Below are 22,839 nucleotides of genomic sequence, written 5' to 3'. Positions count from 1 at the left end.
GGTCAGGTCTTGCGAAAGGCCGTTGACCTTGCCTTTGCGCCTGGCGCCGACTTCGCGACTCTGTACTCCTCAAGGTCTCTTCATGCTCATGCGTTCTTCTTCGCCGGTGGCGTCCGCTGCATTGTTTGCTTGCTTGCTCTTGGGTTCTGGTGCCGTGCTGGCTCAAACGGCCGGTGCTTCGGGTAGCTCTGCCCCGGCGCCCTATGACTTCAAAGCCAACTACACCAAGTACGAGTACCGCATCCCGGTGCGCGACGGCGTGCGCCTGGCCACCACGGTCTACGTGCCCAAGGACAGCAGCAAGAAGTACCCCGTCCTGATGACGCGCACGCCGTACAGCTGCGCGCCCTATGGCTCCGACCGCTACAGCGGCCGCCTGGCGCCCAGCGAGGATTTCCTCAAAGCCGGCTACATCCTTGTCTGCCAGGACGTGCGCGGCCGCAATATGTCGGAAGGGCGCTTTGTCGAGATGACGCCCCATGTGCCGAACAAGAAGAGCAAGAACGATGTCGACGAGAGCAGCGACATGCACGACAGCGTGCAGTGGCTGCTCGACCATGTGGCGGGCCACAACGGCCGGGTCGGCATCTGGGGCAATTCCTACCCCGGCTTCTACAGCGCCGCGTCCATCATCGATTCGCACCCGGCCATCAAGGCCGCCTCGCCGCAAGCGCCCATCGCCGATTACTACAAGGGCGACGACGGCTACCACGGCGGCGCCTTCATGCTGGCCCACAACTACGGCTTCTTCACCAGCTTCAAGCCCCAGCCCAACCCCACCTCCGAGCCCTCGCGCTGGGGTGATTTCCGCTACAGCAGCGGCGACGCCTACAACTACTTCCTCAAGCTCGGCAATCTCAGCAATATCGCCAAGACCCTTGGCACGCCGGGCAACCCCTACTTCAACGACCTGATCGAGCACGACAGCTACGACGAGCACTGGAAGCCGAAATCCATCACCCCGCATCTGAACGGCATCCGCGCCGCCGTGCTGACGGTGGGCGGCTGGTTCGACGCCGAGGACCTGCCGGGCCCCTTGGCCATCTACCGCAGCATCGAAACCCGTAACCCCGGCATCAGCAACCAGATCGTCATGGGCCCCTGGCGCCACGGCGGCTGGTTCCGCACCGCGGGTAAGTCCCTCGGTTCGGTGGGCTTCGGTGGCAATAACAGCGAGTACTTCATGAAGCAGGTGATGCTGCCTTTCTTCGAGCAGCATTTGCGCGGCCAAGGGGAGGCCAAGATCGCCGAGGCCACCATGTTCGAAACCGGCAGCAATGTCTGGCGCCACTACCCGGCCTGGCCGCCGGCTGAGGCGAAATCGCGTCGCCTCTATTTCCAGGCAGGCGGCAAGCTGGATTGGCAGTTGCCAGCTGCAGCTGCAGGCACCGAGGCAATGGATCGTTACGTCAGCGACCCCAGCAAGCCCGTGCCCTTCACCAGCTATGCCGCCCAGGGCATGCCCGCCGAGTACATGGTGGGCGATCAGCGCTTCGCCGCCACCCGGCCCGATGTGCTGGTCTACCAGACCGAGGTGCTGGATCGTGACCTGACGGTGGCCGGCCCGATCAAGGCCCGGCTGTATGTGTCCACCACCGGCAGCGACAGCGATTTCATCGTCAAGCTGATCGACGTCTACCCGCATGACATGGAAGAAGAAGGCCCCTCCGGCCCGCCGCCCAGCGACGTGCCGCCACCGCGCCAGACCCTCAACAGCTACCAGCAGCTGGTGCGCGGCGAGCCGCTGCGCGCCCGTTTCCGCAAAGGCCTGGACAAGCCCGAGGCCGTCGTGCCCGGCGAGGTCATGGCCCTGGACATCGAGCTGCCCGACGTCAACCACAACTTCCGCCGCGGCCACCGCCTGATGGTCCAGGTGCAAAGCAGCTGGTTCCCCCTGCTGGACCGCAACCCCCAGCGCTTTGTGCGCATCAAGGACGCCGCACCCGAGGACTTCCAGCCGGCTACGCAGACCTTGTTCCGCTCGGGCGAGCGGGCGTCGCAGTTGGAGATGAGGGTGATCGAAGGGCCCTGATCGGCCTCAGCCTGGTTGCATCAACTCGGCTTGCTCGGCCGAGCCCGCCCAGGGCTGGTCGTCCATCTGGCGCCACTCCCCCCGCCCCAGCATCGCCTCCCACTCCGCCCCTGGCGCCGCGCGCAGCCGCAGCGTCTCGCCGGTCCATGGGTGCCGAATGCTCAGCTCCAGCGCGTGCAGCCACAGCCGCTGCTCGCCCAAAAATGCGGCCACGGCGCGGTTGTGCGCGCCCTTGCCGTGGGTGGCGTCGCCGATGATGGGGTGGGCGATGTGCTTGAGGTGGCGGCGGATCTGGTGGCGGCGGCCGGTCAGCGGGCGGGCTTCGAGCAGGCTGTAGCGGCTGGTGGCAAAGCGCGGGTCCAGGGCCAGAGGCCATTCCACCCGTGCCAGGGCGCGCCAGTCGGTGCGTGATTCCAGCAAGGCCTGGCCGGCCGAGGGCAGTTCGGGGTCGCGGGCCAGGGGGTGCTCGATCGTGCCCTCCTCCGCCGCCGGCCAGCCGCGCACCAGGGCCAGGTAGCGCTTGCGTGCCTGGCCCTGCTCAAAGGTCTGGCCCAGCAACGAGGCGGTGTCGGCATCGAGCGCGAACAAAAGCAGGCCCGAGGTGCCGCGGTCCAGCCGGTGCGCGGGCCAAACCTGGCGGCCCAGCTGGTCGCGCAGCATCTGCAGGGCAAAGACCTGCTCCTGTGCCGCCAGCTGGCTCCGGTGCACCAGCAAGCCAGCGGGTTTGTCTATGGCGACGAGGTGTTCGTCGATGTGGATGATCTGCAACATGGAGGGGGTGAGTATTACCGGCTCCGAGGAGGCCAGGCAGGCGCGCCGGGTGTTTTCTTCACTCTGACAGCAGTTGCCATGCGGGAACCCCACTTCGGGGGGTGTGGTGTTGGCGCGCCGCGGTCGAAACAATGCTGTCACACGCCGAATTCATCATCCCTCTCAGTGCCAACCCTAGGTACCAAGGAGACCAAGACCATGCCGCAAATCTTCCATGTCGGATACCGCTCACCCTGGGTCAGTGCCGTGGCCTGGGTTTTGATGTCGCTGGGCCTGGCCGGTCTGGCTTTGCTGGGCTATTGGCTGGGAATTGGTGTGGGTTCGGGCCTGCCCAGCTTGCGCAGCTGGCTGGGCCTGAGCCTGCTGCTGGCGCTGGCCGCCAGCTCGGCCCTGGCGATCACGGGTGGCCAGGGACTGCTGCGCCGCTATGAATGGGCGCGTCGTCTTTGCCAGGGCCTGCTGTTCAGCTTCCTGCTGGCTTCGCCGCTGCTGCTCTGGGTGAGCGGCTCGCATCTGGTGCTGGCCGCACTGTGCCTGCTCTGGAGTGCCGCCATGCTGTGGACGGTGCACACCCTCAACAGCCGCGCTGTTCGCCAGGAATTCGCCTGAGCCGCGGCTTCAGCTGATCTCGCCGTCCAGGTAGAACCAAACCCCGTTCTCGCGCACAAATCGGCTGCGCTCCTGTAAGCGCTGGGCTTTGCCGCCGAGCTTGCAGCGGGCCACGAACTCCACCCAAGCATGGTCAGCGTCAAGCTGGCCATGCTTTTTCACTTCCAGGCCCAACCACTTCAGCCCGGGCTCATTGGCTGACAGCTCGGCGGGCCGCGTGCTGGCGTGCCAAGTCGCTTGCAGATAAGCCAGCTCGTCGCGCACGAAGGCGCTGTAGCGCGAGCGCATGAGGGCTTCGGCGCTGGCCGCGGTCAATTCGCCGGTGGCAGCAAAGTGGGCATGGAGGCGGCCGCAGCATGCGGCGTAGCTCGCGGCATGGCCGCAAGGGCAGGGCAGGTCTTCTGGCGCATTCATCGGCCGCATGATGCCGCAAACCTAAAATGCCGCGATGAACATGCCCCACGACCCGCGCCCCGAAGCCCCGCCCGAAGAACTGAACGAGGATTTGTTTGCCGAGGCCGAAGTCATGGCCGAGGTCGTGGCCCCCGCTGAAGCCCTGTACCAGCCCCAAGCCAGCGGCCTGCTCAAGAACCTCAACCCCGAGCAGTACGCCGCCGTGACCCTGGGGCAGGAGCCGGCCCTGATCCTGGCCGGCGCCGGTTCGGGCAAGACCCGGGTGCTGACCACCCGCATCGCCTGGCTGATGCAGACCGGCCAGCTGACGCCGGGCAGCGTGATGGCCGTGACCTTCACCAACAAAGCCTCCAAGGAAATGCAGACGCGCCTGGGTGCCATGCTGCCGGTGCAGGTGCGTGGCATGTGGATCGGCACCTTCCACGGCCTGTGCAACCGTTTTCTGCGTGCGCACTGGAAGCTGGCCGGCTTGCCGCAAGGCTTCCAGATCCTCGATGCTTCCGATTCCGTCTCGGCCATCAAGCGCGTCATCAAGGCCATGAAGCTCGATGAAGAGCGCTTCGTGCCCAAGCAGGTCAGCTGGTTCATCGCCGGCGCCAAGGAAGACGCGCAGCGCCCCGGCGACATCGAGCCGCGCGACGAGCAGACCAAGACCCTGATCGAGATCTACAAGGCCTACGAAGACCAATGCCAGCGTGAAGGCGTGATCGACTTCGCCGAGCTGATGCTGCGCTCCTACGAGCTGCTGCGCGACAACCCGGCCGTGCGTGACCACTACCAGCGCCGCTTCAGCCACATCCTGGTCGACGAGTTTCAGGACACCAACAAGCTGCAATACGCCTGGCTCAAGATGTTCGCGCCCCCGGGCCGCGGCCAGGGCGTGATGGCCGTGGGCGACGACGACCAGAGCATCTACGCCTTCCGCGGCGCGCGGGTCGGCAATATGGCCGATTTCGAGCGCGAGTACCGCGTCAAAAAGGTCATCAAGCTGGAGCAGAACTACCGCAGCTTCTCCAACATCCTCGATTCCGCCAACGAGCTGATCAGCCGCAACAGCCGCCGCCTGGGCAAGACCTTGCGCACCGATGCTGGCGCTGGCGAGCTGGTGCGGGTGTTCGAGGCGGCCAGTGATTTCGCCGAAGCCCAGTGGCTGATCGAAGAGGCGCAAGCCCTGCATCGCTCGGGCATCGACCGCAAGGAGATCGCCGTGCTCTACCGCAGCAATGCGCAGTCACGGGTGATCGAGTCGGCGCTTTTCAATGCCGGCATTCCTTACCGTGTGTACGGCGGCCTGCGCTTCTTCGAGCGGGCGGAAGTGAAGCACGCGCTCTCGTACTTGCGCCTGCTTGAGAACCCCAACGACGACACCAGCTTTTTGCGCGTGGTCAATTTCCCGACCCGCGGCATCGGCGCGCGCGCCATCGAGTTGCTGCAAGACGCCGCCCGCATGTCCGGCCGCAGCCTGTACCAAAGCGTGGGTGCGGTGGCCGGCAAGGCGGGCAGCAATCTGCAGGCCTTCACCGGCCTGATCGACTCGACCCGCAACCTGACCCAAGGCCACACCCTGCGCGAGATCATCGAGCAGATCCTGGAGATCTCCGGCCTCAACGAGTTCTACCGCAACGACAAGGACGGCGCCGAGCGCCTGGAGAACTTGGGCGAACTGATCAACGCCGCCGAAGCCTTTGTCACGCAAGAGGGCTTCGGCAAGGACGCCGTGGCCCTGCCGGTCGATGAACTGTCGCCCGGCGCCATCTCAGAAGGCTTCCCCGCCGCCGTGGCGCCCGCCAACTTCACGCCCGATGCCGAAACCGGCGAGATCATGTCGCCCCTGGCCGCTTTCCTGACCCACGCCTCATTGGAGGCCGGCGACAACCAGGCCCAAGCCGGCCAGGACGCCGTGCAGCTGATGACGGTGCACTCGAGCAAGGGCCTGGAGTTCGACGCGGTCTTCATCACCGGCCTGGAAGAAGGCCTGTTCCCGCACGAGAACTCCATGTCCGACAGCGACGGCCTGGAGGAAGAGCGCCGCCTGATGTATGTGGCCATCACCCGTGCCCGCCAGCGCCTCTATCTGGCCTTCAGCCAGACCCGCATGCTGCACGGCCAGACCCGTTACAACGTCAAGAGCCGCTTCTTCGACGAGCTGCCCGAGGCCTGCCTGAAATGGCTGACCCCGCGCAACCAGGGCTTCGGCTCCGGCTTCGCCAAGGAATACCAAAGCGCCTGGGAGCGCGGCTCGGGCCTCAAGTCCATGGTTGGCGCCGGCCGGGTCGAGAAGCCGGCCTACGACACCACCCCCGTGCCCAAGAGCATGAAGCAGGCCGCCGCCCAGAAGGTGGCCGACGAGCATGGCGGCCTCAAGGTCGGCAAGGGCGTGTTCCACACCAAGTTCGGTGAGGGCGTCTTGCTAACGCTGGAAGGCAGCGGTGCCGATGCCCGCGCCCAAGTCAACTTCGGCCGCCACGGCATGAAATGGCTGGCTCTGTCGGTGGCCAAGCTGACGCCGATCGACTGATCGCCAAGGCTGGCGTCGGCGAGCGGCCCTAGGCCGAATGGCGTCATGGAAGTGTCACGTGCTGTTCACGAGGATTTCACCGCAGCTTCTTACGCTGCGCACATCTTTCAACGTGAGCTGTAGCCAGCACAATTTCCATGACCAAGCGCACCGATGTGACCGCCGTTGATTTCAACGACGAAAACTCCAACACCTCTGCCAACCCGACTTTCGACAGCGTGCTCGCCGCTCGTCTGAGCCGCCGCAACATCCTGCGCGGTTCGATCGGCAGCGTGGCCACGGCCGTGCTGGGCGGCGCTTCGCTGAGCGCCTGCGGTGGTGGTGATGATCCGGCTCCCGCACCGGCTCCTGCTCCGGCGCCGGCCCCGGCACCGGTGGAAAAGCTGCTGGCCTTTACCGCCGTGGCCAAGAGCCTGGAAGACAAGGTCATCGTGCCGGCCGGCTACACCGCCAGCGTCATCTATGCACTGGGTGACCCACTGCGCGCCACCACGCCCGACTACAAGAACGACGGCACCGACGGTGATTTCGAGAACCGCGCCGGCGACCACCACGACGGCATGGAATGGTTCGGCCTGGGCGCCGACGGCAAGGCTTCGTTGGTGTCCAACGACCGCGGCCTGCTGGCCATGAACCACGAAGCGACGACCGATGAAAAGCTGTCGTCCTTCTTCTTGCACGCGGATGGCGGCAAGAGCACGCTGCCCCGCCCGGCTGCCGAGACCGACAAGGAAGTCAACATCCACGGCATCTCGGTCGTGGAAGTGAAGAAGGCTGCTGACGGCAAGTGGTCCTACATCAAGGACTCGGCCTTCAACTTCCGCCTGACACCCTGGAGCGATGTCGAGCTGGGCGGCCCGCTGCGCGGCCACGCTCTGGCCAAGACCAAGTACTCGCCCACCGCCGTCAAGACCCGCGGCACCATCAACAACTGCGGCACGGGCAAGTCGCCCTGGGGCAGCTTCCTGACCGGCGAAGAAAACTGGGTCGGCTACTTCGCGCGCGGCGCCGCTGACGACGCAGCCCGTGGCGACAAGTCGGTCGTGGCGCTGAAGCGCTATGGCAGCTTGCAAGGTGGCGCTTCGCGTCACGGCTGGGAAACCGCCGGTGCTGAAGACAAGTACCAGCGTTTCAACAACAGCAAGTCCGGTGTCTCGGCCGACGGTTCGGACGACTATCGCAACGAGCTGAACACCTTCGGCTACATCGTTGAAATCGACGCCTACGACAAGACCAAGTCCGCCAAGAAGCGCAGCGCCCTGGGCCGTTTCGCGCACGAGAGTGCCGTGTTCGGCAAGGCCGAAGCCGGCAAGCCTCTGGCCGTGTACATGGGTGACGACTCGCGCGGCGAGTACATCTACAAGTTCGTCAGCGAAGCCGTCTGGGACGCTGCCGATGCCACCCCGGCCAGCCGCATCGCCGCCGGCGACAAGTACCTGGACAAGGGCAAGCTGTTCGTCGCCAAGTTCAATGCCGATGGCAAGGGCGAGTGGATCGAGCTGGCCATGAGCAATACGGCCATCGCGGCCTACGCCAACTACAAGTTCGCCGACCAGGCCGACATCTGCGTCAACACCCGTCTGGCCGCTGATGCCGTGGGCGCCACCAAGATGGACCGCCCGGAATGGTGCTCGGTCAACCCGAAGAACGGCGAGGTCTACTACGCGCTGACCAACAACAGCAACCGCCGTGTGGATGCCACCGGTTCCCAAGTGGCTCCGGACAGCGCTAACCCGCGCGCCTACACCGACATCAAGGGCGCTTCCACTTCGCAGGCCGGCAACCCCAACGGCCACATCCTGCGCCTGAAGGAAGACGCTGCTGGCGCGGCTGCCACCGGATTCACCTGGGACGTGTACCTCTTCGGTGCCGAATCCAGCGCTTCGCCTTCGGCCATCAACCTGTCAAACCTGACCGGCGACCAGGACTTCTCCAGCCCGGACGGCCTGGCTTTCAGCCCCTCGACTGGCATCTGCTGGATCCAGACCGATGACGGCGCCTACACCGACGTCACCAACTGCATGATGCTGGCTGCTCTGCCCGGCGCTGTGGGCGACGGTGCCAAGAAGACCCTGAGCTACACCAAGGCTGACAGCAGCAAGCTCAATGTCGACACGTACGTCGGCAAGGCGCCTACGGCCGACACGCTCAAGCGTTTCCTGGTGGGCTCCGTTGCTTGCGAAATCACCGGCCTGGCCGAGACGCCGGACGGCAAGGCGCTGTTCATCAACATTCAGCACCCGGGCGAAACCACGTCCATGGCCAATATCGCTGACCCGACGAAGTACACCAGCCAGTGGCCCAGCAACGCTGGCTACGGCGCTGGCAAGCGTCCGCGCTCGGCCACCATCGTCATCACCAAGACCGACGGCGGCCGCATCGGTTCCTGATGAGGTCATCCGCTTGCGGCACCCTCGGGTGTCGCAGGTGAAGGCCTAAGCAAGTAAAAAAGCCCCGGCATGCCGGGGCTTTTTCTTTGTGGGGCCGGCGCTGTTGGCCCTGCAGGCTCAACCCTCGGCCGTCTGCCAGGCCTGCACCAACTCTCTCGTTCGTTCGCCCACCACGCTCGCGCTGTCACCCGCGCGGTAGATCGCCGAGCCCAGGCCGGCGCCCGTGGCACCGGCGCGGCGGTAGGCCGCCAGGTTGTGCAGGCCCATGCCGCCGACCGGGTAGATAAGCGCCTCGGGCAAGACCGTGCGCCAGGCCCGCAGAGCCTCGGGCGGCAGCGCGTCGTTGGGGAAGGCCTTGAGGGCATGGGCGCCCGCGCGCAGCGCGGCAAAAGCTTCGCTGACCGTGGCCACGCCGGGCATGGTCCACAGGCCCAGGGCCACGCTGTGGCGCACCAGATCCGGGTCCAAGTGCGGTGAGATGGCCAGCGTGCCGCCGGCCTCGCGCAGGGCTTCCGCCTGCTCGGGCCTCAGCACCGTGCCGGCGCCCAAGTGCGCATCGGCCGGCAGGGCCTGGCGCATCAGGCTCAGGGCTTGCAAAGCACCGGGGCGGTTCAGCGGCACCTCGATCAAGCGCAGGCCGGCCTCGTACAGGGCCAGCCCGACCTCGGCCGCTTCCTCCGGCTGCAGTCCGCGCAAGATGGCGACCAGGGGCGGGTAGGCGGGCGTGGGTGCAAAGGGGTTGGTGTTCGCTTTCATCGCGGTCCTTTCAATCGCCCAGGCCTTCGAGCGCGCGCAGCGCTGCCAGATGCGCCTCGCGCGGGTCCAGGCATTGCAGGGCCAGGCCCAGGCGTTCCGCGGCGCGCGCATACCAGGCGCAGAGCCGCGCCTCGCCCACGGCCAGCAAGGGCAGGGCGCGCAGGGCCGGCTGACGAAGCAACTGGCCCAGTTCGCTGCCGATCAACAGGCCCGACAAGCGCGCCGCGGCCTGCAGTCGGATCTCCTCAACCGTGCCGCCGGGCCGCTGCGCCGGCGGCGCCAACAAGGCCTCGGCCCGCACGCGGAACAGGCTGGCCAGCAGGCCGTGCTCCGGGCTTTGCGCCCAGTCCACGCCTTCGTCAAAGCCTTGCTGAGCCAGCGGGTGCTCCAGCAAGGGCAGGGTGCTGTCGATCAGGCTGCCCAAAGCGCCTTGCTGGCTCAGCAGGCGGAACAGCTCGCCGGTCATGAAGGTCTGGAAGTTCAGCACCTGAGCCTGGCCCTGATCGCCGCGCAGATGGGCCCATTTGCTGTGCGTGCCCGGCAGGATGAACAGGGCTTCATCGGCCGCCGCCCTGCCGCTGGCTTGCCAATGCCGCCAGGCGCCCAGCAGCTGGGTTTCTTCGCCGCGCATCACATCGGCCAGGCCGGCTTGGGGCAGCTGGCTCAGGCCGGGTAGCAGGCGCAGGCGCGGCGGCTCGGCGCACACCATGCGGGCGGCGGGCCAGTCCAGATCCAGGGCCTGCGCGCCCAGCTGATCGAGGGCCAGAGGCACCGGCAGATAGGGCGCTTCACGCCAACCGAGGCGGCTGCCGATCATGCCGGACAGCCACACGGTGCGCGGGCCCTGGCGCAGCCAGTCGCCGACGAAGCCGGTCAGCTCAGCGCCGAAATCGCGCCGCTGCCCTAGCGTGCCGCCGCGTGCGCCGTTCAGTGCGGCATGCAGCACGCCGGCCTGGTCGTGGCGCTCGGCCAGCAGCTGGCCGTTTTCATCAAGCGCATAGGCGCGCCGGCTGCTGCTGCCCCAGTCAATTCCGATACATCTCATCGTAAACCCCAGTCTGTTCACGGGCCGTGGCCCTTGTCATGCAGCGCGAAGCTGCGCACAATGAGGTAACGTTAACACATTGCAATCACAGCTGTCCTGAAGGCGGGTGTGGATGCGTTCAAGAACAAGCTCAAGCAGCAAAGGCGGCCCCGCATGTCGGACGATTCGAACAGCAACAACAACGGCAACGACAACCAAAACAAGAAACCGGCGCGCCGCTCCCAGCACTGGTTCGGTGGCAACAGCAAGGACGGCTTCATCCACCGCTCCTGGATGCGCAACCAGGGCCTGGGCAGCGAGGCCTTCGACGGCCGGCCCATCATCGGCATCTGCAACAGCGGCTCCGACCTCGTGCCCTGCAACGCCCATTTCCGCGGCCTGGTCGACAAGGTGCGCGAAGGCATCCTGCAGGCAGGCGGCGTGCCGCTCGAGTTCCCGGCCATGGCCCTGGGCGAGAGCAATCTGCGCCCCACGGCCATGCTGTTCCGCAACCTCGCCGCCATGGAGGTGGAGGAGTCCATTCGCGCCAACCCCATGGACGGCGTGGTGCTCATGGTCGGCTGCGACAAGACCACCCCGGCCCTGCTGATGGGCGCGGCCAGCGTCAACCTGCCCACCCTGGTGCTCTCGGGCGGCCCCATGCTCAACGGCCGGTACCGCGGCCAGGCCATCGGCTCGGGCACCCATGTCTGGAAGTTCTCCGAGGCCGTGCGCGCCGGCCAGATGAGCGAAGCCCAGTTCCGCAGCGCCGAGGCCTGCATGTCGCGCAGCGCCGGCCACTGCATGACCATGGGCACTGCTTCCACCATGGCCTGCATGGTCGAAGCCCTGGGCATCGCCATGCCCGACAACGCGGCCCTGCCGGCCGTGGACGCCCGCCGCCACGAGCTGGCCCGCCAGGTCGGCCGCCGCATCGTCGCCCTGGTGCAAGAGAACCGCCGGCCCAGCGACATCCTGACCCGCGAGGCGTTTGAAAACGCCATCCGCGTCAACGCCGCCATCGGCGGCTCGACCAATGCCGTCATCCACCTGCTGGCCCTGGCCGGCCGCCTGGGTGTGCCGCTGAACCTGGACGACTGGGACCGCCTTGGCCGCGACGTGCCCACCCTGGTGGACCTGCTGCCCGCCGGCCGTTTCCTGATGGAAGAGTTCTGCTACGCCGGCGGCCTGCCCGTGGTGATGCGCCGCCTGGCCGAGGCCGGCCTGCTGCACCGGGAGGCGCCCAGCGTGGCCGGCGGCACCATCGGCCCGCACATCGCGGCCGCCGAATGCTTTGACGACGAAGTCATCCGCCCGCTCGAGCGCCCCGTGGTGGCCCAGGGCGGCATTGCCGTGCTGCGCGGCAACTTGGCGCCGGACGGTGCGGTGATCAAGGTCTCGGCCGCCTCGCCGGCTTTGATGCAGCACACCGGCCGCGCCGTGGTGTTCGAGACCATCGAGGACTACAAGGCCCGCATCGACGACCCCGCGCTGGACATCGACGCCAGCTCCATCATGGTGCTCAAGAACTGCGGCCCCAAGGGCTACCCCGGCATGGCCGAGGTCGGCAATATGGGCCTGCCGCCCAAGCTGCTGGCCCAGGGCGTGACCGACATGATCCGCCTATCCGACGCGCGCATGAGTGGCACCGCCTACGGCACCGTGGTCCTGCATGTGGCGCCCGAGGCCGCGGCCGGTGGCCCGCTGGCCCTGGTGCAGAGCGGCGATCTGATCACCCTCGACGTGGCCGAGCGCCGCCTGCATCTGCATGTGGACGAAGCCACCCTGGCCGAGCGCTGCCAGGCTTGGGCGCCGCCGCCCAAGCCGGCCTCGGGCTGGGCCCGCTTGTATGTGGACCATGTGCTGCAGGCCGACAAAGGCGCGGACATGGACTTTCTCGTCGGCCAGCGTGGCGACCATGTGGCGCGCGAATCCCATTGATTCCCATGGATCTGAGCCACCCGCAGTCACCACACCCGCGATGAATATGAGTATCGAGTCCCCATCTTCCGCCGCCATCCCGCTGGCCAGTTACCCCAGCCTGCGCGGCCGCGGTGTCCTCATCACCGGAGGCAGCTCCGGCATCGGCGGTGACATGGTGCGCGCCTTCGCCCGCCAGGGCGCGCGCGTGGCCTTCACCGGCCGCAATGCCGCGTCCGCCCAGCAGGTGCTGGACGACTGCAGCGGCGCGACGTACAAGCCCCTGTTCCTGCGCTGTGACATGAGCGATGTGGCCCAGCTGCGCGATGCTGTGGGCCAGGCCGACGCATGGACCCTGGGCCTGAGCGTGCTGGTGAACAACGCGGCCGATGACCACCGCCACGCCTTTCTCGACGTCACGCCCGACTACTTCGACAGCCGCGTGGCCATCAATTTGCGCGCGCATTTCTTTGCGGCGCAAGCGGCCCTGCCCAGCCTGCAGCGCCAGGGTGGCGGCAGCATCATCAACCTCGGCTCCACCAGCTGGAAGAACAAGGTGGCCGGCTACGCCGCCTACGCCACTTGTAAATCGGCCATGACCGGCCTGACCCGCAGCCTGGCGCGCGAGTTCGGCCCCGCCGGTGTGCGCGTCAACACGCTCACCCCCGGCTGGGTGATGACGGACAAGCAGCTCAGCACCTGGGTCGATGCCGAGGGCGAGCGCGCCATGGACGAACACCACTGCCTGCCCGGCCGCATCAGCGGCAGTGATGTGGCCCAGCTGGCCTTGTTCCTGGCGGCCGACGACAGCCGCATGATCACCGCCCAAGAGTTCGTCATCGACGCCGGTTGGACTTGAGCATGAGCGCGCAGCAAGCCCACATGCCCGACACCCTGCCGCGCTACAGCGCCCGCTGCCTGTGGCCGGCCGAATGCCAGCTCGGCGAAGGCCCGCTGTGGCTGGCCGATGCGGCCCAAGCCTCGGCCGGCCGACTGCTCTGGCTGGACATCCACGGCGCCGCCGTCCATGGCCTCGATCTGCCCTCGGGCCAGCGTCATCGCTGGGCCTTGCCCTGGCGCGTGGCCTGGCTGATCGCCAGCAATGGCGCTGACGGAAAAACCGAGGAGGGCGTCTTCCTCGCCGGCCGTGTCGATGCCGTGCTGCGCCTGCGCCTGTGGCCGCAGCTCGAAGTGCTAGGCCCCGGCCAGCCCATCCATGAGCCCGCAGCCCCGGGCCAGGGCCTGCGCCTGAACGACGCCAAGCTCGACCCCTGGGGCCGGGTCTGGTTCAGCGGCATCTACGAGCCCGACCCCAGCCAGCCCCGCGCCGAGCTGATGCGTCTGGACAGCCGCGGCCAGCTACACACCATGGACCGCGGCTACCGCATCGGCAACGGCCCCTGCTTCAGCCTCGACGGCCGCACGCTCTGGCATGCCGACAGCGGCCTGGGCTGCGTCTGGGCCTATGCGCTGGACGAGCACGGCGAGCCGCAAGGCGCGCAACAAGGCACCGCGCCGCGCCGCCTCTGGCGCCAGTTCCCGCCCGAAGAAGGCGTGCCCGACGGCATGTGTGTCGATGCCGAAGGCGCGCTCTGGATCGCCCACTGGGGCGGTCACCGCGTCACGCGCTACAGCCCGCAGGGCGAGCCCCTGGCCCGCATCGATCTGCCCGTCAGCCAGGTCACGAGCTGCTGCTTCGGCGGCGTCGAGGGCCGCCAGCTCTTCATCACCAGCGCCCGCACCGGCCTCAGCGAAGCGCAGCTGGCGCGCGAGCCGCTAGCTGGCGGCCTCTTCGTGGCCGATCTGCCGGTGGCCGGCGCGCCGCTGGGCCGCTTTGCCTTCGATGCGGCGGCCCTGCGCGCGGGCACGCCTTGGGCATGAACGCAAGTCGCTTTTCCTCCGGGGTGGGCGCGCCAGGCTTGGCGCGACAATGCCGCCCGCCAGGCCTCGCGCTCCGCGCGGCGCCCGGCCCGCGTCCATTGAGGGAGAGAAAAGCATGTCGACCATGAAGAACAACAACAACAAGCCCGTACCGAAGCCCAGCCGCGCGCCGCGTGACGCAGAGGGCGAGGCCGCACCGGCTGTACCTGCTACCGAACCCACCCAGGTCGGCCGCATCACCGTCAGCGACATCGCCGCCCGTGCTGGCGTGTCGGTGATGACCGTCTCGCGTGCGCTCAGCGGCAAGGGCTATGTGGCCGAGGCCACGCGTGAGCGCGTGCTGGCCATGGCCCAGGCCATGGGCTATGTGGCCAATCTGGGCGCCAAGGCGCTCAAGGGCGGGCGCACCCATGTGCTGGGCCTGCTGGTCACCGACTTCGAATCCCCCGTGGTGGCCGCCATCATCAACGCCATCAGCCGCGTGGTGAAGCAGGCCGGCATGGACTTGATCATCTACGATATCGCCCCCAACGCGGGCGGCCAGGCGCGGCCCGAGTTGGTGCCTCTGCTCAGCAGCTTGTGCGATGGCCTGCTGCTGATCCTGCCCGGCCAGCATGCCGAGCAGCTGGAGCATTTCCAGCGCACCGAGCTGCCCGTCGTGTTGGTCAATTACTGGCGCGCGCCCACGCCGCTGCCGGTCGTGCGCGCCGACAACTACGAGGGCGCCTACGCCCTCACGCGCCACCTGCTGGACCTGGGCCACCGCCGCATCGCCTTTGTGCGCGGCACCGCCTACTCGGGCCAGAGCCAGGAGCGCGAGCGAGGCTACGCCGCGGCCCTGGGCCATGCTGGCCTGGCGCCCGCGCCCGAGCTGGTGGTGGAGGGCAACTTCGGCCAGCGCTCGGGCTTTGAGCAAGGCCTGCAGCTGCTGGACCTGGCCGAGCCGCCCACCGCCGTGTTCTGCGCCAATGACTTGATGGCCCTGGGCCTGCTCGACGCCGCCCGTGCCCGCGGTCTGCAGGTGCCCAAGGACCTGTCCCTGGTCGGCTTCGACGACATCCCCGCCGCCGCCCACACCCACCCGGCCCTGACCACCGTGCAGCAAGACTACGAGCAGCTCGGAGGCAGCGCCGTGCGCCTGCTGCTGCAGCAGGTCGAGGCGGGTGTGCAGCGCGGCATCCGCGTCGAGCTGCAAAGCAGCTTGGTGATCCGTGAATCTACGGCGGTGCCGCCGGTGGCCAAGGCCTCGCGCGGCGCTTCCTCTTCCTTGTCTTCGTCTTCGTCTTCGTCTTCGTCTTCCACCGCCGCTGCGCGCAAGGTGGCTTCCGCGCCTGCCCAGCCCGAACGCAAAAAACGTTAGGCCGCTAAGCAGCGCAGCGCCACGAAGCGGCGTGCGGGGCGGCCTGTTCTTCATTCAGCTCACTCTTGTTTCCGCCCCCGCCCATGAGTTCCTTGCCCACGTCCGCGTCGTCTGCGTCACCGCCCATCTTGCCCTCGGGCCCTGTGCCTGTGGCTAGCACCTGGCGCGATCGCTGGGCGCAGGGCCGCTGGAGCAATGGCACGCTGGTCTACGGCAGCTCGGGCCTGGTGTTGCTGTTTGCCTTGCTGCTGCTCGGTGATTTCGCCTGGAGCCTGAAAGAGCGGGCCGTCACGCCCGTGGCCCAGGTGCTGTTGAAACAAATGCAGGCCAGCGATTTGTTCATCGCCCTGGTCGTGGGCTCGGTGCCGGCTGGCCTGGGCCTGCTGCTCGGGCCCATCGTCGCCGTGCGATCCGACCGCCACCGTGGCCGCTGGGGCCGGCGCATCCCGTATCTGTTTCTGCCCACGCCCTTCATCGTCGTGTCCTTGGTGGGCATGGCCTTCACGCCCGAGCTCGGTGCGGCGCTGCACAGTTTGCTGGGCGGGGCTTCACCCGGTGAGCGCGTCTGCGCACTGATCGTGTTCTCCCTGATGTGGAGCCTCTTCGAGGTGGCCTCGGTCACCGCCAATGCCGTGTTCGGCGGCCTGATCAATGACGTGGTGCCGCCCACCCTGGTGGGGCGCTTCTACGGCCTGTTCCGCGCCACCAGCCTGTTGGCCGGCATGGCCTTCACCTTCCACCTGATGGGCCGCGCCGAGCAACACTTTGCGGCCATCTTCATCGGCATCGCCCTGATCTACGGCCTGGGCTTTGCGCTGATGTGCTGGCGCGTGCGCGAGGGCGAGTACCCGCCGCTTGAAGACGCGCCGGCTGCGCACGATGCCCCCGCCGCCGGCGGCGCCCTGGGCCGCTATCTGCGCGAGTGCTTTACTCAGCCTTATTACCTGTGGCTGTTCCTGGCCATGACCCTGGGCCTGGTGGCCGGCAACCCGGTCAACAGCTTCGGCGTGTTCTATGCGAAACATGTGGGCCTGGGCCTGGACGGTTATGGCAAATACCTGGCCTTGACCTACGCGATCTCTCTGCTGCTGGCCCTGCCCGTGGGTTGGCTGGCCGACCGCTGGCACCCGCTGCGCGTGGGCCTCACCGCCATCACCGCCTACGGCCTGGCCATGCTGGCCGCCGGCACCCTGGTGCGCGAGGGCGGCCAGTTCGCCCTGGCCTTTGTCTTGCACGGTGTGCTCTCGGGCATCTACCTCACCGGCACCGCTGCCCTGGGCCAGTACCTGTTCCCCCGCACGCGCTTTGCCCAGTTCCAGTCCGCCATGAGCCTGATGGCCGCCCTGGGCTATATGGTCGTGCCCCCGCTCATGGGCGCCTGGCTCGACGCCACCGGCAACGAGTACCGCCACACCTTCATCGCCAGTGGCGCCCTGGCCTTAGGTGCAGCGCTGGCCTTTGTGATGGTGCACCGGCATTTCCAGCGGCTCGGTGGGGCGGGGGGGTATCGGGCGCCGGAGTGAGGGGGAGTTGTACAGCGCAGCTTGTCGGCCTCAATAGCTGCGAGCGGTGGCAGTTTCAGGTCGGGCCTGGCCGATCATTGTGAGCGAGAGCTACTGCGCGAGTTCCTCAGCAAAGGCAACGAGGATCATTCCAAGCATTGCAGCCACACAGCTCGACCGCGCTAGCGCCATGAGCCAAATAGTCCAGTGCCGTACGTCCCAAACGAGGTCACGAGCTTCGAGGTCAATCGCCCAACTTTTTTCGCATGCTTTTTTGAGCTCCCCGGAAATTAGTGCGACAGCCACGCAGCCAACAAAGCTCGCTAAGTAAACAAGGACGGAAGACTGCCACAGGACAAGCGAAGCCAACAGCACAACAGGTATGGAGAACTCGTCGGCGGTGAGGTATGGCGCCTTCTTGATCTTCGCGACGGTGCCTCTCAGCCAGTTCATGTGTCATGCCTCAACAGGTCTTGCGTAAGTCTAGCTGGCGGGAATCTGCTTAAGTGCGGGTTTAGGGCGGTCCATGGCAGCCCTGGGCTGATCGCTTTGCTTGAGTCGAGGGTTGGCCAAGCCTTGGCGAACGCCGCCCCGGGCCATGTGGTCGTTTGCCTCCCATGGGCGCCTGGCTCGACGCCACCGGCAACGAGCACCGCCACACCTTCATCGCCAGCGGCGCCCTGGCCCTGGCCGCCGCGCTGGCCTTTGCCATGGTGCACCGGCATTTCCAGCGGCTCGGTGGGGCGGGGGGGTATCGGGCGCCGGAGTGAAGTCAGACGAAGCGGCGCACGGGTCGCGCAAGTCGCACTGGCGCTGCGGGCGCAAGCCCTTCGGCGGGTGGCCGGGCTCAGGGTTGCTCGGCGGGGCTGAGTAGCAGGCGCAGATATCTGCTGAAGTTCTCGACTGAGAACTCCACCGTCCCCAGCAACTCACCCTCAAAGATCAAGCCCTCGTGCCAGAAAGCGACCGGCAGCTTGAGGGGGACGGGGTAAAGGTGTGCCTCCAGCGTGACGGCCGGCTCGTTGGGTGCATGGCTCTGCCGGCTCGGCAGGATCGCAAGGGTTCCCATGCCTTCTCCCGTTTCGATGAAGCGAGGGAGAAGCTTCTTGCATTCCTCGCTGTACGAGATCGGGCTTGTCATCGGGACTCGGGCTTCGGGCGCGAGCGCTTTGTGCTGGGCCAGCACTGCCGAATCTTTGAGAAAAACAAAGTACTGCGCGCCGACTGCGTGCCCGGTGAAGAAGCCGAACTCAATGCGGCTGCCGGTTGCGACACCTTTGATGCCATCGAGGATTCGTGCCGTGTATCGGGTCCCGCAGCTGGCCCCCGATGGCGCCCTGACGTGCTCGGCCGTTTCAATCTCGAGCTGGGCGATGACCGTGCTGTCGCGCGCGGCCTGCGGGAAATCGAAACGAATGCTGATGGCATGGGCGCTATGGGCCCAAACCAGTGCCAGCGTCGCGGCCCACAAGTGCTTGTTGTTGAACTTCAAGGATCTGTTCCCTGTCTGATGCGCAGCCAAGACGTTTTCACTGAGTAGATGGGCCCTTGAGATTTATGGACTCGCCCTCGCCCCTGACCTGTCCTTTGTCATCAGCCCCATTTATGGGACCACACGCAACCATATGCAGTGCCCAGCGACGGATAGCTCTGGGCCTTGACGAAGGCGATGGACTCGGCATCAAACAGTCCCTTGGGGCTTGAGTCCACTATCTGCGCTTTGGTGATGACGCCACGCTCGACGTCGTGGCGCACCACTACCCAGCCATAGGGCTGCGAACTGACTTTGATCTTTTGGATATCGCCGGGATGCCCTAGTGCGGCGCAATCGGCGCTCTCTAGCACGCGCGGCGGCACCGGCAGTATCGGTGCCCGTGCTGACGCCGTAGTACAGGCCGCTACAACGATTGCTGAACCGAACCCAAACAAAGCGAGGCTACGCATCAAGCCCTCCAAGAGGTATCACGCCCATTGGGCCTGAGCATGCATTCTGCCGAGGGGGCTGCCCGGTTCTATGCAGGGTATGCCTGGATTTTCTTAGTCAGGTCCAGATCGTGCAGAAGGCCGCGCGAGGGTCGCATTAGATCGCAAGGCCCCATCTACTCCGCGACGACGCTTTGGCTGGCCAGTGAACGATTGCTTCGGGCTCGATCCCGACGGTGGCGGCCGACCGCAAATTGTCTAGAGCTTCCCTTGCACGGCAGGTTGCAGCAGCATCTTCCGATGATCTTGAGGGCCACAAGCCCAAGGCCTCACGGCGTCAGTGGGACTTTGGAGCCCTTCAGCGCGGCTGCGATCACGGTGTGCAGGTTGCCCGTGCCGGGTTCGACCAGCCGCTCCGTCCACGCCGCCTTCAGGGAGGAAAGGGCTTCGCCGAAGACCGCGTAGCAGGCCATATTGTTCTGTTGGGCCGAGCAGTACACGATGCCCGCAAACCCTTGCGCGTAGGCGTCTGCGGCGAGTTCCTGGGTGTGCGCGAGGCGCAAAGACTGAAGCACTGGCCAGCTCGACGCGTGCATCCTCAAATCGAGAAGGGTCAGCGTGCGGCTCGCCTGTACGCACAGAAGGCTTCGGCCTGCGATGGTCTGAATGGAAAGGGCGGTCGTTTCACGTCTGGCGAGAGCCTCGTAGGCTGCCGTGTCGGGCGCTTCGGCGAAATAGCCCACGGGCGCGCCGGCGACATCGAAGCGTCCGTTCAGGAGTGTCGAGGGAGGAAGCAACAGTCTGCCAATTCGGACGGTGCCGGCGCGTGCGCGGCTGCGCTGGATGCGGAACAGCGCCGAGGGCGCAAGGAGATCGAACGTCGGAGCGAATTCGAGGTCTGAGAGCTTCATGTGGATGCGTCAGGTGCCTTCCGCTGCAGCCAGGTCAAGCACGCGCTCCGTCAGGCCTTGCTCGATCGCTGCCTTGGGCGTCTTTCCGTCGAGGCCTCCCAGAGGGGTCTCCAGGAACGACAGGATGGTCCACCCTTCGGTGGTGCCCAGGGCCTTCGAGAGCTTCGGGATGACCTCCCAGAACTGCGGGTCGAACTGCCAAACGGGCAGCCGAAATCCTCGGCGGGTCTGGGTGAGGCCGATGGCTCGGCCCTTGGCGATCCAGGCGTTGATGGTCACGCGTGTGGTGGCGGCGATGCTGGCCGCGTCGTCGGTGTTGACCATGTCCGAGGCCTGCAGACGTTCATTCCGAGCAGCAAGGCTGCTGGCCAGGAGCGACTTGGTCTGGGCGGCCGAGACATAGGGCGAGGGGCGCTTGGGGGCCCTGACGACGCGTGCGGTGTTGCGGACGGTGGAAATGGAGGTGGTGGCGGGCTTCATGAGTGAATTCGAATCAGGGCGCGTTGCGGGCGTTCACTTTGGCAGGGCTGAAGAAGCCAGCCAGGGCACGGCCACAAGCGGCGATGGGGTGAGCGTTGGTGGGTTTCGGCGCGTGCTTGTGCAAGGGCAGCAGGCGGAGGAAGCGAAGGTTCTCAGGGCCGGCGTTGAAGATGGCGGCGAGAGACTTGCTTCGGTTGATGAGTACACCAGCCAAGATGGGCAGCGTGTGGCGGCGTTCGATGATGCCGGCTACAGCCTGAAGGGCTGAGAGCACCTTGTCCTGTGTTGCTTTCAAGACGATCATCAACACCCCTTTTATGGAAAGTTCGTTAAGTTGGATTATGTCGCCTGCCGCTCCGGCCGTCTAGCCATGTATACCGAAGTCGCTCAGATTTGGGCTGCTTGATTGGTCGTATCAGATTTGGTGCCAAGGTGTTTAGGTCGCATGCGGTGCTGACCGTGTGAGCCTGCTGCAGCAGATTGCAGGCTGCGATGCGATGCGATGCAGCCTGCGACCCGGCGAGGCCAGCTTCCTGCATTGACTGCAAAGCAGACCCGCGTGCGGAGCTCTTTCCGATCGACCTCGTGCGCAACGTCACACCACTAGCCCCATCCTGACCCCACCTCAGGGCTTGCCCTAGCCCTCGCTTGTGTTTAACATGTTATCGTTATCACACATTAAACATAAGCAAACATGAGCAACACACACTTCCACGCCATCCCCACCGCCCCGGGCCACCATGTGCTGCAAGGCGCGAGCTGCCGCTTGCTCGGTTTTGAAAAGTTGGTGTTGCTGCCTGGCCAGGCGCACAGCGGCCAGGTGGCGGGGGACCGCGAGCAGATGTTGGTGGTGCTCTCGGGCACGGCCGAGGCGGTGGAAGTCGTGGGCGGCCCGCGCTTTGCGAACGTGGGCGGCCGGGCCAATGTGTTTGTGGGCAACCCGCACAGCGTGTACCTGCCGCGCGGCAGCCGCTTCACGGTCACTGCAGGCAGCCGGTTCGAGGCGGTGCTGGTGAGCGCGCCGTCCAGCCTGGACACAGAGGCCTACGAGGTGCGGCCCGAGGCGGTGCGCACCGGCACCTGGGGCACGTTGAACTACACGCGCCACTTCCGCGAGATCTTGACCCAGCCCGATGGCCGCCCGGCCAGCAGCCTGATCGTGGGCGAGACCATCACGCCCTCGGGCAACTGGAGCACCTTCCCGCCGCACAAGCACGAGCGCGAGGAGGGTGGCGAGGTCTTCCACGAGGAGATGTATTACTTCCGCGTGGCTTCGCCCGAAGGCTTCGGCCTGGCGCGCCACTTCAGCCCCGAGCATGGCTTCGACCACACCCACACGGTGCGCGACGACAGCCTGCTGTCGATTCCCTACGGCTACCACACCTACGCCGCCGCGCCGGGCGCCAAGAGCTACTACCTGTGGTTCCTGGCCGGTGACGGCCGCCGCCAGGGCGTGGCTTTGCAGCCCGAGCTGGCCTGGACGCAGAAGCTGGTGGGCATGTGCTGAGTGAGTGAGACAAGCAAGATGAGCACCAACACCCCCTCCCAACTTCAATCCCTGTTCTCCCTGCAGGGCCGCGTGGCCCTGGTCACAGCGGGCGCCAGCGGCATTGGCCAGGCCTTGGCCATCGGCCTGGCGCAAGCGGGCGCCGATGTGGCCATCACCCGCCACAGCCAGAGCAGCGAGGACACCGAGGCGGCGGTGCGGGCCCTGGGCCGCCAATGCCTGGTGATCGCCACCGACCTGGCCCGGCCCGAGGCGCCGGCCGAAGTGCTGGCCCAAACCCTGAAGCACTACGGGCGCATCGATGTGCTGGTGAACAACGCCGGCATCATCCGCCGCGCGCCGGCCGCCGAGGTGCGCGACGAAGACTGGGACGCCGTGCTGGACCTGAACCTCGACTCCGCCTGGCGCCTGTGCCAAGGCGCCGGCCGCCAGATGCTGGAGCAGGGCAGCGGCCGCATCATCAACATCGCTTCGCTGCTGAGCCTGCAGGGCGGCATCCGCGTGCCGGCCTACGCCGCGGCCAAGCATGCGCTGCTGGGCCTGACCCGCGCTCTGGCCAACGAATGGGCCGGTCAGGGCGTGGGCGTGAACGCGATTGCCCCGGGCTATATCGAAACCGCCAACACCGCGCCGCTGCGCGCCGACCCCGAGCGCAGCCGCCAGGTGATGGAGCGCATCCCGGCCGGCCGCTGGGGCCAGGCCGAAGACCTGGTGGGCGCGGCGGTGTTTTTGGCCTCGCCGGCCTCGGCTTACGTACACGGCCAGCTCTTGGTCGTTGATGGCGGCTGGATGGCCCGCTAAGCACCGGCCGCAAAGCCCCCGAACCCCCATCCAACCCGCC

At 66.6% G+C, this 22,839-nt stretch carries 21 protein-coding genes and 1 pseudogene; 12 read left to right on the top strand and 10 right to left on the bottom strand.

Features of this window, described 5'->3' with window-relative positions; genetic code table 11:
- The first annotated feature begins 88 nt into the window (after positions 1 to 88).
- Positions 89 to 2,032, top strand: coding sequence for a CocE/NonD family hydrolase (locus ACQY39_RS20600; RefSeq protein WP_428509399.1), 1,944 nt, complete (start codon positions 89 to 91; stop codon positions 2,030 to 2,032).
- Between the two features lie 6 nt (positions 2,033 to 2,038).
- On the opposite strand, the gene ACQY39_RS20595 is transcribed toward ACQY39_RS20600, so the two are convergent.
- Positions 2,039 to 2,803 (bottom strand): pseudouridine synthase, encoded by a 765-nt coding sequence (locus ACQY39_RS20595; RefSeq protein WP_428509397.1) that lies wholly within the window; start codon positions 2,801 to 2,803, stop codon positions 2,039 to 2,041.
- A 198-nt stretch (positions 2,804 to 3,001) separates the two neighbouring features.
- Between ACQY39_RS20595 and ACQY39_RS20590 the strand changes: the two genes are divergently transcribed.
- Positions 3,002 to 3,412, top strand: coding sequence for a hypothetical protein (locus tag ACQY39_RS20590; RefSeq protein WP_428509395.1), 411 nt, complete (start codon positions 3,002 to 3,004; stop codon positions 3,410 to 3,412).
- 9 nt (positions 3,413 to 3,421) lie between these two features.
- Here ACQY39_RS20590 and ACQY39_RS20585 read toward each other — a convergent pair whose 3' ends face one another.
- The gene (locus ACQY39_RS20585; protein ID WP_428509393.1) at positions 3,422 to 3,826 is read right to left on the bottom strand and encodes a YchJ family protein; all 405 of its coding nucleotides are present in this window, start codon (positions 3,824 to 3,826) and stop codon (positions 3,422 to 3,424) included.
- A gap of 112 nt (positions 3,827 to 3,938) precedes the next feature.
- Here ACQY39_RS20585 and ACQY39_RS20580 point away from each other — a divergent pair, with 112 nt between their 5' ends.
- A complete protein-coding gene (locus tag ACQY39_RS20580; RefSeq protein WP_428510890.1) occupies positions 3,939 to 6,344 on the top strand; it encodes a UvrD-helicase domain-containing protein in 2,406 nt (801 codons plus the stop codon).
- A 137-nt stretch (positions 6,345 to 6,481) separates the two neighbouring features.
- Positions 6,482 to 8,734, top strand: coding sequence for a PhoX family protein (locus tag ACQY39_RS20575; RefSeq protein WP_428509391.1), 2,253 nt, complete (start codon positions 6,482 to 6,484; stop codon positions 8,732 to 8,734).
- Positions 8,735 to 8,851: 117 nt separating this feature from the next.
- On the opposite strand, the gene ACQY39_RS20570 is transcribed toward ACQY39_RS20575, so the two are convergent.
- A complete protein-coding gene (locus ACQY39_RS20570; protein WP_428509389.1) occupies positions 8,852 to 9,490 on the bottom strand; it encodes a 2-dehydro-3-deoxy-6-phosphogalactonate aldolase in 639 nt (212 codons plus the stop codon).
- Positions 9,491 to 9,500: 10 nt separating this feature from the next.
- Entirely contained in the window at positions 9,501 to 10,535 is a 1,035-nt protein-coding gene (locus ACQY39_RS20565; protein ID WP_428509387.1) for a 2-dehydro-3-deoxygalactonokinase, read from the bottom strand.
- Between the two features lie 153 nt (positions 10,536 to 10,688).
- On the opposite strand from ACQY39_RS20565, the gene ACQY39_RS20560 reads away from it, so the two are divergent.
- The 5 genes from ACQY39_RS20560 to ACQY39_RS20540 all read left to right on the top strand — a co-directional run bounded on the left by ACQY39_RS20560 (position 10,689) and on the right by ACQY39_RS20540 (position 17,198).
- A complete protein-coding gene (locus tag ACQY39_RS20560; protein ID WP_428509385.1) occupies positions 10,689 to 12,455 on the top strand; it encodes an IlvD/Edd family dehydratase in 1,767 nt (588 codons plus the stop codon).
- 40 nt (positions 12,456 to 12,495) lie between these two features.
- Positions 12,496 to 13,293: an SDR family NAD(P)-dependent oxidoreductase gene (locus ACQY39_RS20555; RefSeq protein ID WP_428509383.1), complete on the top strand. Its 798-nt coding sequence runs from the start codon at positions 12,496 to 12,498 to the stop codon at positions 13,291 to 13,293.
- 2 nt (positions 13,294 to 13,295) lie between these two features.
- Complete coding sequence (locus tag ACQY39_RS20550; protein ID WP_428509381.1) at positions 13,296 to 14,315, top strand: SMP-30/gluconolactonase/LRE family protein; 1,020 nt, start codon at positions 13,296 to 13,298, stop codon at positions 14,313 to 14,315.
- Positions 14,316 to 14,430: 115 nt separating this feature from the next.
- Positions 14,431 to 15,675: a LacI family DNA-binding transcriptional regulator gene (locus ACQY39_RS20545; protein WP_428509379.1), complete on the top strand. Its 1,245-nt coding sequence runs from the start codon at positions 14,431 to 14,433 to the stop codon at positions 15,673 to 15,675.
- An 83-nt stretch (positions 15,676 to 15,758) separates the two neighbouring features.
- Positions 15,759 to 17,198: an MFS transporter gene (locus ACQY39_RS20540; protein WP_428509377.1), complete on the top strand. Its 1,440-nt coding sequence runs from the start codon at positions 15,759 to 15,761 to the stop codon at positions 17,196 to 17,198.
- Positions 17,199 to 17,288: 90 nt separating this feature from the next.
- Here the strand turns inward: ACQY39_RS20540 and ACQY39_RS20535 are convergent, their stop codons facing one another.
- Positions 17,289 to 17,630, bottom strand: coding sequence for a hypothetical protein (locus ACQY39_RS20535; protein ID WP_428509375.1), 342 nt, complete (start codon positions 17,628 to 17,630; stop codon positions 17,289 to 17,291).
- Between the two features lie 164 nt (positions 17,631 to 17,794).
- On the opposite strand from ACQY39_RS20535, the gene ACQY39_RS20530 reads away from it, so the two are divergent.
- Positions 17,795 to 17,947, top strand: coding sequence for a hypothetical protein (locus ACQY39_RS20530; protein WP_428509373.1), 153 nt, complete (start codon positions 17,795 to 17,797; stop codon positions 17,945 to 17,947).
- A gap of 77 nt (positions 17,948 to 18,024) precedes the next feature.
- On the opposite strand, the gene ACQY39_RS20525 is transcribed toward ACQY39_RS20530, so the two are convergent.
- The 5 genes and pseudogenes from ACQY39_RS20525 to ACQY39_RS20505 form a co-directional block, all read right to left on the bottom strand.
- Positions 18,025 to 18,669 carry a hypothetical protein gene (locus ACQY39_RS20525; RefSeq protein ID WP_428509371.1) on the bottom strand — a complete coding sequence of 215 codons (645 nt, stop codon included), beginning with the start codon at positions 18,667 to 18,669 and terminating at the stop codon, positions 18,025 to 18,027.
- Positions 18,670 to 18,770: 101 nt separating this feature from the next.
- A complete protein-coding gene (locus ACQY39_RS20520) occupies positions 18,771 to 19,121 on the bottom strand; it encodes a hypothetical protein (RefSeq protein ID WP_428509369.1) in 351 nt (116 codons plus the stop codon).
- Positions 19,122 to 19,429: 308 nt separating this feature from the next.
- Positions 19,430 to 20,011, bottom strand: a complete 582-nt coding sequence (locus ACQY39_RS20515; protein ID WP_428509367.1) for an RES family NAD+ phosphorylase — start codon at positions 20,009 to 20,011, stop codon at positions 19,430 to 19,432.
- Positions 20,012 to 20,020: 9 nt separating this feature from the next.
- Positions 20,021 to 20,491, bottom strand: coding sequence for a hypothetical protein (locus ACQY39_RS20510; RefSeq protein ID WP_428509365.1), 471 nt, complete (start codon positions 20,489 to 20,491; stop codon positions 20,021 to 20,023).
- Between the two features lie 187 nt (positions 20,492 to 20,678).
- A pseudogene (locus tag ACQY39_RS20505) lies at positions 20,679 to 20,795 on the bottom strand (DNA polymerase III subunit beta); the annotation flags it as partial.
- 390 nt (positions 20,796 to 21,185) lie between these two features.
- On the opposite strand from ACQY39_RS20505, the gene ACQY39_RS20500 reads away from it, so the two are divergent.
- Entirely contained in the window at positions 21,186 to 21,998 is an 813-nt protein-coding gene (locus ACQY39_RS20500; RefSeq protein WP_428509363.1) for a 5-deoxy-glucuronate isomerase, read from the top strand.
- Between the two features lie 18 nt (positions 21,999 to 22,016).
- Positions 22,017 to 22,799: a 2-dehydro-3-deoxy-D-gluconate 5-dehydrogenase KduD gene (gene kduD, locus ACQY39_RS20495; protein ID WP_428509361.1), complete on the top strand. Its 783-nt coding sequence runs from the start codon at positions 22,017 to 22,019 to the stop codon at positions 22,797 to 22,799.
- Positions 22,800 to 22,839: the final 40 nt, after the last annotated feature.

It is taken from the genome of Roseateles sp. (genome assembly GCF_965262435.1).
Taxonomy (GTDB): domain Bacteria; phylum Pseudomonadota; class Gammaproteobacteria; order Burkholderiales; family Burkholderiaceae_C; genus Paucibacter_A.
The sequence above is the reverse complement of the archived record's forward strand: the minus strand, read 5'-3'. Positions and strand labels throughout refer to the sequence as shown.

Coding starts and splice junctions, on each gene's coding strand:
- ACQY39_RS20600 (WP_428509399.1), top strand. CDS start 89: ATGCGTTCTTCTTCGCCGGTGGCGTCCGCTGCATTGTTTGCTTGCTTG.
- ACQY39_RS20595 (WP_428509397.1), bottom strand. CDS start 2,803: ATGTTGCAGATCATCCACATCGACGAACACCTCGTCGCCATAGACAAA.
- ACQY39_RS20590 (WP_428509395.1), top strand. CDS start 3,002: ATGCCGCAAATCTTCCATGTCGGATACCGCTCACCCTGGGTCAGTGCC.
- ACQY39_RS20585 (WP_428509393.1), bottom strand. CDS start 3,826: ATGAATGCGCCAGAAGACCTGCCCTGCCCTTGCGGCCATGCCGCGAGC.
- ACQY39_RS20580 (WP_428510890.1), top strand. CDS start 3,939: ATGGCCGAGGTCGTGGCCCCCGCTGAAGCCCTGTACCAGCCCCAAGCC.
- ACQY39_RS20575 (WP_428509391.1), top strand. CDS start 6,482: ATGACCAAGCGCACCGATGTGACCGCCGTTGATTTCAACGACGAAAAC.
- ACQY39_RS20570 (WP_428509389.1), bottom strand. CDS start 9,490: ATGAAAGCGAACACCAACCCCTTTGCACCCACGCCCGCCTACCCGCCC.
- ACQY39_RS20565 (WP_428509387.1), bottom strand. CDS start 10,535: ATGAGATGTATCGGAATTGACTGGGGCAGCAGCAGCCGGCGCGCCTAT.
- ACQY39_RS20560 (WP_428509385.1), top strand. CDS start 10,689: ATGTCGGACGATTCGAACAGCAACAACAACGGCAACGACAACCAAAAC.
- ACQY39_RS20555 (WP_428509383.1), top strand. CDS start 12,496: ATGAATATGAGTATCGAGTCCCCATCTTCCGCCGCCATCCCGCTGGCC.
- ACQY39_RS20550 (WP_428509381.1), top strand. CDS start 13,296: ATGAGCGCGCAGCAAGCCCACATGCCCGACACCCTGCCGCGCTACAGC.
- ACQY39_RS20545 (WP_428509379.1), top strand. CDS start 14,431: ATGTCGACCATGAAGAACAACAACAACAAGCCCGTACCGAAGCCCAGC.
- ACQY39_RS20540 (WP_428509377.1), top strand. CDS start 15,759: ATGAGTTCCTTGCCCACGTCCGCGTCGTCTGCGTCACCGCCCATCTTG.
- ACQY39_RS20535 (WP_428509375.1), bottom strand. CDS start 17,630: ATGAACTGGCTGAGAGGCACCGTCGCGAAGATCAAGAAGGCGCCATAC.
- ACQY39_RS20530 (WP_428509373.1), top strand. CDS start 17,795: ATGGGCGCCTGGCTCGACGCCACCGGCAACGAGCACCGCCACACCTTC.
- ACQY39_RS20520 (WP_428509369.1), bottom strand. CDS start 19,121: ATGCGTAGCCTCGCTTTGTTTGGGTTCGGTTCAGCAATCGTTGTAGCG.
- ACQY39_RS20515 (WP_428509367.1), bottom strand. CDS start 20,011: ATGAAGCTCTCAGACCTCGAATTCGCTCCGACGTTCGATCTCCTTGCG.
- ACQY39_RS20510 (WP_428509365.1), bottom strand. CDS start 20,491: ATGAAGCCCGCCACCACCTCCATTTCCACCGTCCGCAACACCGCACGC.
- ACQY39_RS20500 (WP_428509363.1), top strand. CDS start 21,186: ATGAGCAACACACACTTCCACGCCATCCCCACCGCCCCGGGCCACCAT.
- kduD (WP_428509361.1), top strand. CDS start 22,017: ATGAGCACCAACACCCCCTCCCAACTTCAATCCCTGTTCTCCCTGCAG.